Raw genomic sequence first — 12,918 nt, forward strand, 5'->3', positions numbered from 1 at the left:
GATCGTCGCCGTGCAGAGCGCGCCCCTGGCCGCCGTCGGGGCCGGGGTGGTCGACCACACCCCGGACGCGGTGCGCGAGTGGGCGATCGACACCTTCGGCACCAGCGACAAATTCGTGCTGTACCTCATCATGGGCGCGGTCGCGGTGACCGTGGCCGCCGGTGCGGGCCTGCTGGAACGGGTGCGCCGGCCGCTCGGATCGATCCTGTTCGGGGCCTTCGGCGTGCTGGCGACCGCTGCCGCCCTGGACCGCCCGCAGGCGGCGTGGACCTGGGCGCTCCCAACGGCAATCGGCGTGCTCGCCGGAATCACGGTGCTGCGCACGCTGATCCACCGAATCGAAGACCCAGCGGCGCGTACGAGCGCTGCCGGAACCGGCCGCGCGACCACCTTCCCCGAGCCGCCCGGCCGCTCGGCGGGGAGTGACCTCGCCGGATCGGGCGGCACGGCACCCGGCCCGACCGGCGGTGCGGCGGCCGGCGGCGTCCTCGCCGGGCGTGCGGACGCTGGATCGCGAGACTTCGACGGGGCCGGACCCGTCTCGAGGCCGCACCCCGGAATTGCCGATTCGGCCCGCATGGACCGGCGGGTGGTGGTGCGCGGGATCGCGGTCGCGGGTGCGGCGGCGGTGGCGACCGGGGTGGTCGGCCGGTGGTTGGGGGCGCGGTCGCGGGATGTGTCGGGGGAGCGGGCGGCGGTGACGCTGCCGCCGCCGAGCGGGCCGGTGACGGTGCTCGAGGGGGAGGCGGATCTGCGGCTACCGGGGTTGACGCCGTATGTCACGTCCAACGCCGACTTCTACCGGATCGACACCGCGCTGATCCTGCCGCAGGTGAGCAAGGACGACTGGTCGCTGCGCATTCACGGCATGGTGGATCGGGAAATCCGGCTCGGCTACGCCGATCTGGCGACCCGGCCCGCCATCGAACGGCTGGTGACGCTCGCCTGCGTGTCCAACCCCATCGGCGGCGACCTCATCGGCAATGCCAGCTGGCTGGGGTACCGCCTGGACGAACTGCTCGCCGAGGCCGGGCCGCATCCGGATGCCGATATGGTGCTCTCCCGCAGTGCCGACGGCTGGACGGCGGGCAGTCCGCTGTCGGTGCTCACCGACGGCCGCGACGCCATGCTCGCGGTCGGCATGAACGGTGAACCGCTGCCGGTCGCGCACGGCTATCCGGCCCGGCTGGTGGTCCCGGGCCTGTACGGCTACGTCTCCGCCACCAAGTGGGTCACCGAACTGGAGGTCACCAGATTCGATCGCGCCCAGGCGTATTGGACCCGGCGCGGCTGGTCGGCGCGCGGACCGATCAAGACCGGCACCCGCATCGACACCCCGCGCTCCCGCTCCCTCCTGAGCCCGGGGCGGGTGGTCGTCGCGGGTGTCGCCTGGGCGCAGCATCGCGGCATCCGCGCCGTGGAGGTGCGCATCGACGACGGTGACTGGCAGCCCGCCCGGTTGGCCGCCGAACCGTCGGTGGACACCTGGCGGCAGTGGGTCTTCGAGTGGGACGCCACGCCCGGCGAGCACACCGTCACCGCCCGCGCCACCGACGGCACCGGCGCGGTGCAGTCCGCCGAACGCCGGGACGTGGTGCCCGACGGCGCGACCGGGCATCCCACGGTCACCGTCCGGGTCGGATAGCCGAATTCAGACCGGCAATCGGACATACGGCACGCCGTACCGAACTACCGGTCTTCCCGCGGTGGTGTGGGCTTAGTATCTCTTCCGGCCGTCGACGCCCACCCGAGGAGCGTGCATGACCGGTGTACTGGATTGGGCTCGGCCGGAGAACCTCCAGCCCGAGCCCATCACCCTCGATATCTGGAAGAAGCTGCCGCGCGAGTTCTGCCGACTCGTCGAGGTGGTCAACGGTGATGCCGTGCGGGCCGACAAACCCACCCTCGCGCAGCGCAATGCGGCGCGGCGACTGTCGTCCATGCTGGAGACCGCGGCCGAGAAGCATATGAACCGCTACAACGACGGTTGGCTGTTCGTGGCGACCGATCTCGATGTGCTGCTGTGGGATCTGCCGCGCGTCACCGTGCGTCGCCCGGACGTGGCGCTGTTCTGCGGTGAGCCCTCCGATTTCGGCCCCATGCCCGCCGCCCGCATCAAGATCGCGGTGGAGGTGGTGTCCCCGGCCACCGAACGTGTGGACACCGCCGACAAGACCGCCGAATACGCGCTGGCGGGCATCCCCTGGTACTGGTTGGTGCGGATGGACGGCGAGCGGGTGGCGTCCATCGACATCCATGTGCTGGTGCTGCGCCAGTACCGGCTGCACAAGCGGCTCAAGGCCGATGTCGAGTCGACGCTGGTGGAGATGCCGATCGAGATCCGGGTGGACTGGCACCGCCTCACCGGTCTGCTGCTCTGACCGCGCGCGCCGGTTCGGGTTTCGGCTGGTCCGAGCCGGGGCGGCCGACGAACAGCGCGGCGGCCACCACCCCGATCAGCAGCACGCAGGCGGGCAGGTACATGGACTGGCTCAACGCGGTGCTGAGCTTGTCCAGCACCTCCGGCGGCATCGCTCCCATGCCCGGCGCGCCCTCACCGATCGGACTGTCCGACGGTAGCCCCTGCGCCGCGATGCGCGCCGAGAGCAGCGCGGCCACGGCGGCCGACCCCAGCACCGAACCCACCTGACGCGTGGTGTTGTAGACGCCGGCTCCCGCTCCGGCCTGCTGCACCGGCAGATTGTGGGTGGCCGTGGTGGCCAGCGGCGCCCAGATGCACGCGTTGGCGATACCGGCGATGCCACCGAGCACCAGGAACACCGGAATCGGCGTATCCGGCGTCATGAAGATCGCGAACCCGAAGGTGGTGGTCGCGAACAGGGCGAAACCGACGGTCGGGAGGAGGCGCGGCGGCGTCCGATCCGACAGTTTGCCGATGATCGGCGCGCACACACCGGTGATGATGGCCATGGGGGCCAGCACCAGCGCCGAACGCGTCGGCGACAGGTCCCGAACCTGTTGCAGGTAGAAGTAGAACGGCACGAAGATCGCGGTCACCGACGCGCCCATGGCGGCGATGCCCAGATTGGACAGCGCGAAGTTGCGATCCCGGAACAGGCTCAGCGGCACCAGCGGTTCCCCGGTATTGCGAGCCTGATTGATCACGAACAACCCGAGCACCACCAGCCCGGCGATGATCAGCGCCCAGATGACGGCGTCCCAATCCCGGCTGTTGCCCTCCTGAATGCCGAAGACCAGCAGGAACATGCCGACCGCGCTGAGCACCACGCCCACCAGATCGAACTTGTGCGAATGGGTGTCCAGGGCGGGCACCAGCCAGACGGCCAGACCGAAGGCGATGACGCCGACCGGCACGTTGATGTAGAAGATCCACTCCCAGCCGTGCGAATCCACCAGGAAGCCACCCAGAATCGGGCCGACCAACGTGGCCAGACCGGCGACGCCGCCCCACAGTCCCATGGCCGCGCCGCGCTTGTCCGGCGGGAAGGTGCGGGTGATGACCGCCATGGTCTGCGGGGTCATCAGGGCCGCGCCGAGACCCTGCACCGCGCGCGCCGCGATCAGCATCTCGATGGAGCCCGACATGGCGCACCACAGCGAGGAGCCGGTGAAGACGGCCAAGCCGAGCAGATAGATGTTCTTGGGGCCGAAGCGATCTCCGAGTCGTCCGGTGACCAGCAGTGGAACCGCGTAGGTGAGCAGGTAGGCGCTGGTCACCCAGATGACGCTGTTGATGTCGGCGTGCAGGTCGGTCATGATCGCTGGATTGGCCACCGCCACGATGGTCATATCCAGCAGGATCATGAAGAAGCCGACGACCAGCGCGTACAGCGCCAGCCACGGATTGCGATGAGTGGTCATGAGTTTCGTTCCTCGAAGATGTCGTCGGAGATCGAGGCGGCCCAATCGTGCCCGAGTCGCTCGTCGGTAGCGGGCAGGCGCTCGCCGGTCTCCGGATCGAATGCCTCCCAAGGGAATTCGTCGCTGTCCAGTTCGGTGACGAAATCGCGCAGCCAGCCGATCTCGGTGGCCCGCTGGGCGCGCAGGTAGTCCAGGACCATCCAGTAGCGGCGGGGCACACTCCTGTGCCGTACCCAGTCGCGCAGGGCGTCGAGTTCGGCGATGTCACCGCTCAGCCAGGTGATGCGTTCGCGCAGCGCCGCGAGCACCTGCTCGCGGGGCAGATTGTGGGATTCGGCCAGCACCACCGGGAACATCGGGTATTCGCGCAGCGGTCGGCGCAGCAGTTCGGTGATCTGGCCGCGCAGGGCGGCGCGGCCCGCGTCGGTAATCCGGTAGATGGTGCGCTCCGGGCGGTTTCCGGCGCGGTCGGTGCCCTCGGCGGCCGCGAAGTCGTGCTGGGTGAGGCGGTCCACGGTGTGATACAGCGAGCCGGGGCGGATCTTGATCAGGTAATCCTCACGCCGGGTCATGAGCAGTTGATACATCTCGTACGGATGCATCGGCCGCTCCTCCAGCAGGGCGAGCACCGCGATCGCCATCGGCGTCAGCGCCGCGCCCGCCGCCTTCCTTGCCACCGTCGGATTCCTCCCAGTGGATGCCCCGAAACCAAATATTCCATGTGGAATATACGGCGCGGAATCTCGGGGCGACAAGGCGGTGTGAGGGCCTTCACGCGCTCAGTCCGGCAGCGCCCGGCGGTAACGCGCGATGAGGGTGCGCAGCGCGTCGGCCAGTTCCGGCGCGTCCACCACCTCGAAGTCGGCGTCGAGCATGCCCACGTACAGGGCGAGCTGGAGCGGATGGTCGGAGCCCGGCGTGAAGGCGCACCGGTCGGGACCCAGTGCCTCGATCTCCACCGGAATCGGAAGTCGCTCCCGCACATGGCTTTCCGGGGCGTGCACGATGATCCGCGCCCGGTACCGCCAGGTGCCCTCGCCGACACCGCGCTCCACCCGTGCGCTGATCTCGTGATCGGGCGGCAGTGCGCGGGGGGTGAAACGCGGTCCGGTGGGCGTGCGCGGGCGGATGCGATCCACCCGGAAGGTGCGCCAGTCGTCGCGTCCGCGATCCCAGGCCAGCAGGTACCAGCGCTGCCGATGGCTGACCAGGCGATAGGGCTCCACCTCGCGTCGGGTGTCGGCCCCGGAGTGCGAGCTGTAGTCGAAGCGCAGCCGCTCGTTGTCGCGGCAGACCCCGGCGAGCACGGTGAGCACCTCGGGGTCGACCAGCGGCCCACGGGCCGGAACCGGCAGGGTGTGCGAGCCGAAGGCGCTCACCCGGTGGCGCAGGCGGGCGGGGAGGATGCGCTGCAGTTTGGTGAGCGCGCGCAAGGATGTCTCCTCGATGCCCGCAATGGAACCCGTTGCGGCCGTGCGCAATCCGATGGCCACCGCCACCGCTTCGTCGTCATCGAGCAGCAGCGGCGGTAGCGCGCCGCCCACGCCGAGCCGGTAGCCGCCGTCCACGCCGGGACGGGCCTCGACCGGATAACCGAGTTCGCGCAGGCGCTCGATGTCCTTGCGGACGGTGCGCGTGGTGACGCGCAGGCGATCGGACAGTTCGGCGCTGGTCCAGTCGCGGCGGGACTGGAGCAGGGAGAGCAGACGGAGCAATCGGGCGGACGTTTCCAACATTTCTCGATTGCACCTCCAATTGCGGAACGAACCCTTCCGCAATTGTTCCTACCGTGGCTTCACCAGCGCAAGACAGCGCACCCGCACCGAACGGAGTTCCGAGATGCACGCCGATATCCGTCCCTTCCGCCTCGAGATCCCGCAGTCCGACCTGGACGACCTGCACGACCGGCTGGCCCGCGCCCGCTACGCCCAGCACGTGCCCGGCACCGGTTCCGAACGCGGCATCCCCGTGGACGACCTGCGGGAGTTGGCCGACTACTGGCGCACCGGCTTCGACTGGCGCGCTCAGGAAGCGGTGCTCAATGCCCATCCCCAGTTCGTCACCGACATCGACGGGCAGCGCGTGCACTTCCTGCACGTGACCTCGAACCATCCCGATGCCATGCCGCTGCTGATCACCCACGGCTTCCCGAGTTCGGTCGCCGAATTCCTGCACCTCATCGAGCCGCTGGTGAATCCCGAGCAGGGCCAGGCATTTCACGTGGTGGCCCCGTCGCTGCCCGGCTACACGCTGTCGACGCCGCTGAGCGGCACCGGCTGGAGCATGGCGCGCACCGGGCGCGCCTGGGTGGAACTCATGCGCCGCCTCGGCTACGAGCGCTACGCCGTGCACGGCGGCGACGTGGGCGCGGGCATCTCCGGCATGGTGGCGAGTTTCGACCCCGAACACGTCATCGGCATCCACGTGGTCACCGATCCGCTCACCGCCGCGGCGACGGCGACCTTCATTCCCGGCATGGCCGACCGTCTGGACGCCGACGATCCGGTCGACAAGCTCATCCTCACCCGCATAGCGGAGTTCCAGCAGGACGGCTCCGGCTATCTCGCCATCCAGAACACCCGGCCCCAGACCGTCGGCTACGGCCTGGTCGACTCCCCGATCTTCCAATTGGCCTGGATCGCCGAGAAGTTCGCCGAATGGACCGAACGGCCCGTCGACCGCGATCAACTCCTCACCACGGTCAGCCTCTACTGGTTCACCGCCTCCGGCTCCACCGCCGCTCACACCCTCTACGACCAGGCCCACAGCACCGACTGGGGCGGCCCCACCAGCGTCCCCCAGGGCTTCGCCGCCTTCGGCTCCGACGACACCGTCCGCCGCCTCGTCCCAGCCCCCGACAACGCGCACTGGACCGACTTCCCGCACGGTCTCCACTTCCCCGCCATGGAGGCACCCGCCGACCTCGCCGCCGACCTCCGCGCCTTCTTCGGCCCCCTGCGCTGACCGCGCCCGGACAGCCCGCGGATTCGAATCCGCGGGCTGACGGCCTTCGCGTGCCGCGGTCGTCGTGGGCGCGGGCGAGCAGACGTCGCCATGTTCGTGCGTGGCGTGCCACTGGCGGTATGGAGCGCACCGGGCGGCGTGGCTGTCGTCGTGCGGCCGTGCAGTGCGGGAGCATGCGCGTGGGTGGTCGCGCCGGGTGGCGTGAGCCGCCCGGCCAACGCGGACCCGGAACCGTCGAGGTTCGAACATGTCCTGGGAACCCTCGGGGGTTGCCCGGATGGGGCGGTTTGTGCTGGGGTGTGTGCACCGGGGCGCGGTCGGGGATCGTCCCATATGGCGGGATTCGGTGTTCGGCGGAAGAAGGGGCGTTCTTTGCCGACGGGTGGTGAGCGGGACAGGTGTGCGATCGTCCGCGCCTGGTGGAACGATCCGGTGGACTACCGGTGGCTGCTGCGGACCTTGGCGGCGCGCTCGGCGGACTGGCCGGTGCGGATCGTGGTGGGCGCGGGCGGGGCCGTCATGGTGGTGATCTCGGTGCTCACCTGGATCTCACCGGCGGGGCCGCACGGGACGACCGGGCATATCGTCTTCGCGTTCGTGACCGGCGGGGCGACGCTGTGGGCGCTGCGCTGGTGGTTGGGGCCGTGGCCGGGGGAGAACGAATCGCTGCTGCTGGTCGGCGCGGCCGACCTGCTGGTGGTGTCGGCGTGCCTGATGGACCAGGACCGGGTCTACGGCGCGATCGGGGCGCTGCTGCTGGTGGTCACGGGCGGCTACGTGAGCGTCTTCCACAGTCCGCGGGCACTGACCGCGCATGCGGTGTTCTCCCTGGTGTCGGTGATCGTGCTGGCGGCGCGGCTGGCGGGGGAGACCGGTGACGTCGCGCTGGCGGTCGCCATCGTCCTGATCATGGCCGTGGCCATCGTGGTGGTGCTGCCCACCGTGCACTTCTGCTACTGGGTGCTGCGCACCGACGCCCTCACCGACGCGCTGACCGCGTTGCTGAACCGCCGCGGCCTCGACTACTACCTGTCCGGTCGGTTCGGCGTGGACGACGGTCGCGCGGTCTGCGCCATGGTCATCGACCTGGACGACTTCAAGGCGGTCAACGACACCTACGGGCATTCGGCGGGCGACGACATCCTGGTCCGCACCGCGGCCCGACTACGCGCCTGCGCCGACGGCGACACTCTCGTAGCCCGAAGCGGCGGTGAGGAATTCGCCGTCCTCGCGCACCTGGACCCGGCCGCCGCACAGGCCGCGGCCGAACGCGTCTGCCGCGCCATCGCCACCATGACCGGCCCGCACACCCCGGTCACCGCCAGTGTCGGCGTCGCCGCCTTCGAACACGGCGCCACCGCCGACGACCTGCTGCGCTGCGCCGACGCCGCCATGTACCGGGCAAAACAGCTGGGCGGCAATACGGTGGTGTCGTCCGGATCCGTGGCTTGTCGGACCGCTCCGCACACCGCGCCCGACGCACCTCTCCCACCGGGTGCCGACCTCGAGTGGCGGCATGCGGATCAACCGTAGTCGGCGTGGCCGACGATAGGATCGAATCGTTACCGTCGGCCGGGTGAGGAGGGCGTCATGTCCGGGATGCTCGATTGGGCACGGGAGGAGAACTTGCAGCCCGAGCCGATTACCGTCGAGATCTGGAAGAAGTTGCCGGAGGACTTCTGTCGTTTGGTAGAGGTCGAGAACGGTCAGGCAGTGCGGGCCGAGTCTCCGACCCGGCCACACCAGACCGCGCAACGCAGGCTGGCGGACATTCTCGATGCGGGGGTGGCCGCCCATCTGAACCGTTATCACGGCGACTGCCTCGATGTGAACACCGACTTCGATGTGCTGCTGTGGGAGATGCCGAGGACTACGATCCGGCGGCCCGACATCGCGGTATTCGATTGTGCGCCAGAGGATCTTCGGCCACTGCCCGCTTCGTTGGTGCGGTTGGTCGTCGAGATCATCTCGCCGGGAACCGAGAATGTGGATCTTGTCGTGAAGAAGGCGGAGTACGCGCGCGCGGGTATCGCCTGGTACTGGATTGTCACCCTGGGCGACAATCGGGTCGAGTCGATCGAAGTGCATGTGCTGGACCACGTACTGGGTCAGTACCGACCGCAGTGGAAGCTGGAACCACAGGGGCAGTCGGCGGTGGTCGAACTGCCCATCGCGATCACCATCGACTGGAATCGACTCAGCGGGCTGACGCGCTGAGTCGAGTGCCCCCTACGACGCCGAGTCGAACCGTTCCGAGGGAACGGATCCAACCCGGCGCCGTAGCGGGGGCTCACCTTACGAGGTCGCCGCGAACGCCTCTTCGATGATCTCCTGCTGCTCCACCGCGTGCACCTTCGACGAACCCGAGGACGGGGCCGACATGGCGCGGCGCGAGATGCGGCGCAGCTTGCCGAACCGGGCCGGGAGGATCTCCGGCAGGTTCAGGCCGAAGAACGGCCACGCACCCTGGTTGGCGGGCTCCTCCTGGATCCACACCAGATCGGTGGCGGCGGCGTAGCCCTCCAGCGCCTCGTTCAGGCGGAACTTCGGAATCGGGTACAGCTGCTCGACGCGCACGATGGCGACATCGTCACGGCCCCGCTTCTGCTTCTCCGCCACCAGCTCGTAGTAGAGCTTGCCCGAGGTGAGCAGCACGCGCTTGACCTTCGACCGGTCGCCGTCGCCGCTCTCGTAGGTCGGCTCCTCCAGGACGGTGCGGAACTTGTTGTCCGTGAAGTCCTCGATATCGGAGATGACGGCCTTGTTGCGCAGCATGGACTTCGGCGTGAACACCACCAGCGGGCGGCGGATGCCGTCCAGCGCGTGGCGGCGCAGCAGGTGGAAGTAGTTCGACGGCGTGGACGGCACCGCCACCGTCATCGAACCCTCCGCGCACAGCTGGAGGAACCGCTCGATACGGCCGGAGGTGTGGTCCGGGCCCTGACCCTCGTGACCGTGCGGCAGCAGCAGCACGACCTCGGAGAGCTGACCCCACTTGGCCTCACCGGAGGAGATGAACTCGTCGATGATGGTCTGCGCGCCGTTGACGAAGTCGCCGAACTGCGCCTCCCACAGCACCAGCGCGTCCGGGTTGCCCAGCGAGTAGCCGTATTCGAAACCGACGGCGGCGAATTCGCTCAGCGCCGAATCGTGCACCGCGAACCAGCCGGCGTTCGTCGACCCGATGTTGTGCAGCGGGGTGTACTCGCTGCCGCTCTTGCGGTCGATGATCACCGAGTGGCGCTGGGTGAAGGTGCCGCGGCGGGAGTCCTGACCGGTCAGGCGCACCGCGTGCCCCTCGTCGATCAGGGTGCCGAAGGCGAGCAGCTCGGCGAACGCCCAGTCCACCTTGCCCTCGTAGGCCATTTCGCGGCGGCGCTCCAGCACCGGCTTGACGCGCGGGTGCACACTGAAGCCCTCGGGCACGTTCACGAACGCGTCGCCGATGCGCTGCAGCACCGTCTTGTCCACGGCGGTAACCATATTCGGCGGAATCTGCTGGTCGTCCTCGACCGACTCCGACGGTTCCGGCCGGTACTTCTCCAGCTCGCGGACCTCGTTGAAGACGCGCTCCAGCTGACCCTGGTAGTCGCGCAGGGCGTCTTCGGCTTCCTTCATGGAGATGTCGCCACGACCGATCAGGCTCTCGGTGTAGATCTTGCGCACCGAGCGCTTGGTGTCGATCACGTCGTACATCTGCGGCTGGGTCATCGACGGGTCGTCGCCCTCGTTGTGCCCGCGGCGGCGGTAGCAGATGAGGTCGATGACGACGTCCTTGTTGAACTTCTGCCGGTAGTCGACGGCCAGCTCGGCCACCCACACGCAGGCTTCGGGATCGTCACCGTTCACGTGGAAGATCGGCGCACCGATGAACTTCGCGATATCGGTGGAGTATTCGGTGGAGCGCGAGTACTCCGGCGCGGTGGTGAAGCCGATCTGGTTGTTGACCACGATGTGCACGGTGCCGCCGGTGCGGTAGCCGCGCAGACCCGACAGGTTCAGGGTCTCGGCCACCACGCCCTGGCCCGCGAAGGCCGCGTCGCCGTGCAGCATGAGCGGCACGACGGAGAAGTTGCGCTCCTCCTCGCCCTTGGTGGACAGGTCCTCCTTGGTGAGCAGGTCCTGCTTGGCGCGGACCAGGCCCTCCAGCACCGGGTCCACCGCCTCCAGGTGCGAGGGGTTGGCGGTCAGCGACACCGTGATGTCGTTGTCGCCGAACATCTGGATGTAGGTGCCCTGCGCGCCCAGGTGGTACTTCACGTCACCGGAGCCGTGCGTGGCGGCCGGGTTCATATTGCCCTCGAACTCGGTGAAGATCTTCGAGTAGGGCTTGCCGACGATATTGGCCAGCACGTTCAGGCGGCCGCGGTGCGGCATACCGATGACGACCTCGTCGAGGGCGTGCTCGGCGCACTGGTTGATGACCGAGTCCATCATCGGGATGACCGACTCCGCGCCCTCCAGCGAGAAGCGCTTCTGACCCACGTACTTGGTCTGCAGGAAGGTCTCGAACGCCTCGGCGGCGTTCAGCCGCGACAGAATGTACTTCTGCTCGGCGACCGACGGCTTCTCGTGCTTCTGCTCGACCCGGTCCTGGATCCACTGCAACTGCTCGGGATCGAGGATGTGGGTGTACTCCACGCCGACGTGGCGGCAGTAGGCGTCGCGCAGGATGGACAGCACGTCGCGCAGCTTCATGCGCTCCTGGCCGTGGAAGCCCGCCACATTGAATTCGCGGTCCAGATCCCACAGGGTCAGGCCGTGCTCGGTGACGTCCAGGTCCGGATGCGAGCGGAACTTGTCCTTGACCAGCCGTAGGGGATCGGTGTCGGCCATCAGGTGGCCGCGGTTGCGGTACGCGGCGATGAGCTCCTGCACGCGCACGCTCTTGTCGATGCCGCGCTCGGTGACGTCGCGACGCCAGCGCACCGGCTCGTAGGGCACGCCCATGCCGTGGAAGATCTCGTCGTAGAACTCGTCGGAGATCAGCAGCTGGTGGATGGTGCGCAGGAAGTCGCCGGACTCCGCGCCCTGGATGATGCGGTGGTCGTAGGTGGAGGTGAGCGTCATCAGCTTGCCGATACCGATCTCGGCGAGCTGGTCGTCACCCATGCCCTGGAACTCGGCCGGGTACTCCATGGCGCCCGCACCGATGATCGCGCCCTGACCCGGCATGAGCCGCGGCACCGAATGGTTGGTGCCGATGGTGCCCGGGTTGGTCAGCGAGATGGTGACGCCCGAGAAGTCCTCGATGCCCAGCTTGCCGTCGCGAGCGCGGCGCACGATGTCCTCGTAGGCGCTGTGGAACTGCGCGAAGGTCATGCCCTCGCAGTTCTTGATGGCCGCCACGACCAGGGAGCGGTTGCCGTCCTTGCCGGGCAGGTCGATGGCCAGACCCAGGTTGGTGTGCGCCGGGGTGACCGCGTTGGGCTTCCCGTCGATCTCGGCGAAGTGCCGGTTCATGTTCGGGAAGGACTTGACCGCCTGCACGATGGCGTAGCCGAGCAGGTGGGTGAAGGAGATCTTGCCGCCGCGGGTGCGGGCCAGGTGATTGTTGATGACCAGACGGTTGTCGATCATCAGCTTCGCCGGGATGGCGCGCACGGAGGTGGCGGTGGGGATGGTCAGGGACGCCGACATGTTCTTCACGACCGCCGCGGCGGGCCCGCGTAGGACCTTGGCCTCATCGCTCACGTCCGCCTTCGGCGCACCTGCGGTGGGGGCGGCGTTGGAGGCGGGGGCGGGAGTGGTCTGCGGGGAGCGCGCCTGCGCGGGAGCCTTGGCCGGTGCCGGGGCGGGCGCGGCGGCGGGCTTCGGAGCGGCGGGCCGCGGCGGGGCGGGAGCCGGAGCGGGGGCGGCGGCAGCGGCCGGGGCGGCGGCCTGGCTGTTGCCGTCGGCGTTGTTCTCCGGTGTGTAGTCGGCGAGGAACTCGTGCCAGCTCTCATCGACAGACGACGGGTCCTGTTTGTACTTCTGGTACATCTCGTCGACGAGCCACTGGTTCTGTCCGAACTGGTCTGTTGAGCTGCTCACAGCAGGTGTTCGCCTCATTTCGTTCTTCGCGCTGCGACGTTTGTGACGTGCCCGGCACGGGTAATCGGCAAGATGCGC

General features: G+C 68.6%; 9 protein-coding genes. 5 read left to right on the top strand and 4 right to left on the bottom strand.

Features of this window, described 5'->3' with window-relative positions; all coding sequences use genetic code 11:
• Positions 1–130: 130 nt before the first annotated feature.
• Both FOH10_RS03265 and FOH10_RS03270 read left to right on the top strand, forming a co-directional pair.
• Positions 131–1,645 (top strand): molybdopterin-dependent oxidoreductase, encoded by a 1,515-nt coding sequence (locus tag FOH10_RS03265; protein ID WP_303628251.1) that lies wholly within the window; start codon positions 131–133, stop codon positions 1,643–1,645.
• 115 nt (positions 1,646–1,760) lie between these two features.
• On the top strand, positions 1,761–2,381 hold the full coding sequence (locus FOH10_RS03270; protein WP_143979572.1) for a Uma2 family endonuclease: 621 nt from the start codon (positions 1,761–1,763) through the stop codon (positions 2,379–2,381).
• Here the strand turns inward: FOH10_RS03270 and FOH10_RS03275 are convergent.
• The 3 genes from FOH10_RS03275 to FOH10_RS03285 all read right to left on the bottom strand — a co-directional run bounded on the left by FOH10_RS03275 (position 2,362) and on the right by FOH10_RS03285 (position 5,579).
• Complete coding sequence (locus FOH10_RS03275; protein ID WP_143979573.1) at positions 2,362–3,843, bottom strand: DHA2 family efflux MFS transporter permease subunit; 1,482 nt, start codon at positions 3,841–3,843, stop codon at positions 2,362–2,364. The genes FOH10_RS03270 and FOH10_RS03275 overlap by 20 nt on opposite strands.
• Complete coding sequence (locus tag FOH10_RS03280; RefSeq protein WP_244961567.1) at positions 3,840–4,520, bottom strand: PadR family transcriptional regulator; 681 nt, start codon at positions 4,518–4,520, stop codon at positions 3,840–3,842. The genes FOH10_RS03275 and FOH10_RS03280 overlap by 4 nt, the downstream gene beginning before the upstream one ends.
• 102 nt (positions 4,521–4,622) lie before the next feature.
• Entirely contained in the window at positions 4,623–5,579 is a 957-nt protein-coding gene (locus tag FOH10_RS03285) for a helix-turn-helix transcriptional regulator (RefSeq protein WP_143979574.1), read from the bottom strand.
• A 103-nt stretch (positions 5,580–5,682) separates the two neighbouring features.
• Here FOH10_RS03285 and FOH10_RS03290 point away from each other — a divergent pair, with 103 nt between their 5' ends.
• From FOH10_RS03290 to FOH10_RS03300, 3 genes are all read left to right on the top strand, one after another.
• Positions 5,683–6,807, top strand: a complete 1,125-nt coding sequence (locus tag FOH10_RS03290; protein ID WP_186000699.1) for an epoxide hydrolase family protein — start codon at positions 5,683–5,685, stop codon at positions 6,805–6,807.
• Between the two features lie 372 nt (positions 6,808–7,179).
• Positions 7,180–8,340 carry a GGDEF domain-containing protein gene (locus FOH10_RS03295; RefSeq protein ID WP_228812457.1) on the top strand — a complete coding sequence of 387 codons (1,161 nt, stop codon included), beginning with the start codon at positions 7,180–7,182 and terminating at the stop codon, positions 8,338–8,340.
• Positions 8,341–8,397: 57 nt separating this feature from the next.
• Positions 8,398–9,024 carry a Uma2 family endonuclease gene (locus FOH10_RS03300; protein ID WP_143979576.1) on the top strand — a complete coding sequence of 209 codons (627 nt, stop codon included), beginning with the start codon at positions 8,398–8,400 and terminating at the stop codon, positions 9,022–9,024.
• 78 nt (positions 9,025–9,102) lie between these two features.
• On the opposite strand, the gene FOH10_RS03305 is transcribed toward FOH10_RS03300, so the two are convergent.
• Positions 9,103–12,858, bottom strand: coding sequence for a multifunctional oxoglutarate decarboxylase/oxoglutarate dehydrogenase thiamine pyrophosphate-binding subunit/dihydrolipoyllysine-residue succinyltransferase subunit (locus FOH10_RS03305; RefSeq protein ID WP_143979577.1), 3,756 nt, complete (start codon positions 12,856–12,858; stop codon positions 9,103–9,105).
• Positions 12,859–12,918: the final 60 nt, after the last annotated feature.

The sequence above is a fragment of the Nocardia otitidiscaviarum genome, from assembly GCF_007362295.1.
GTDB lineage: Bacteria > Actinomycetota > Actinomycetes > Mycobacteriales > Mycobacteriaceae > Nocardia > Nocardia otitidiscaviarum.

Coding starts and splice junctions, on each gene's coding strand:
- FOH10_RS03265 (WP_303628251.1), top strand. CDS start 131: ATGGGCGCGGTCGCGGTGACCGTGGCCGCCGGTGCGGGCCTGCTGGAA.
- FOH10_RS03270 (WP_143979572.1), top strand. CDS start 1,761: ATGACCGGTGTACTGGATTGGGCTCGGCCGGAGAACCTCCAGCCCGAG.
- FOH10_RS03275 (WP_143979573.1), bottom strand. CDS start 3,843: ATGACCACTCATCGCAATCCGTGGCTGGCGCTGTACGCGCTGGTCGTC.
- FOH10_RS03285 (WP_143979574.1), bottom strand. CDS start 5,579: ATGTTGGAAACGTCCGCCCGATTGCTCCGTCTGCTCTCCCTGCTCCAG.
- FOH10_RS03290 (WP_186000699.1), top strand. CDS start 5,683: ATGCACGCCGATATCCGTCCCTTCCGCCTCGAGATCCCGCAGTCCGAC.
- FOH10_RS03300 (WP_143979576.1), top strand. CDS start 8,398: ATGTCCGGGATGCTCGATTGGGCACGGGAGGAGAACTTGCAGCCCGAG.
- FOH10_RS03305 (WP_143979577.1), bottom strand. CDS start 12,858: ATGAGGCGAACACCTGCTGTGAGCAGCTCAACAGACCAGTTCGGACAG.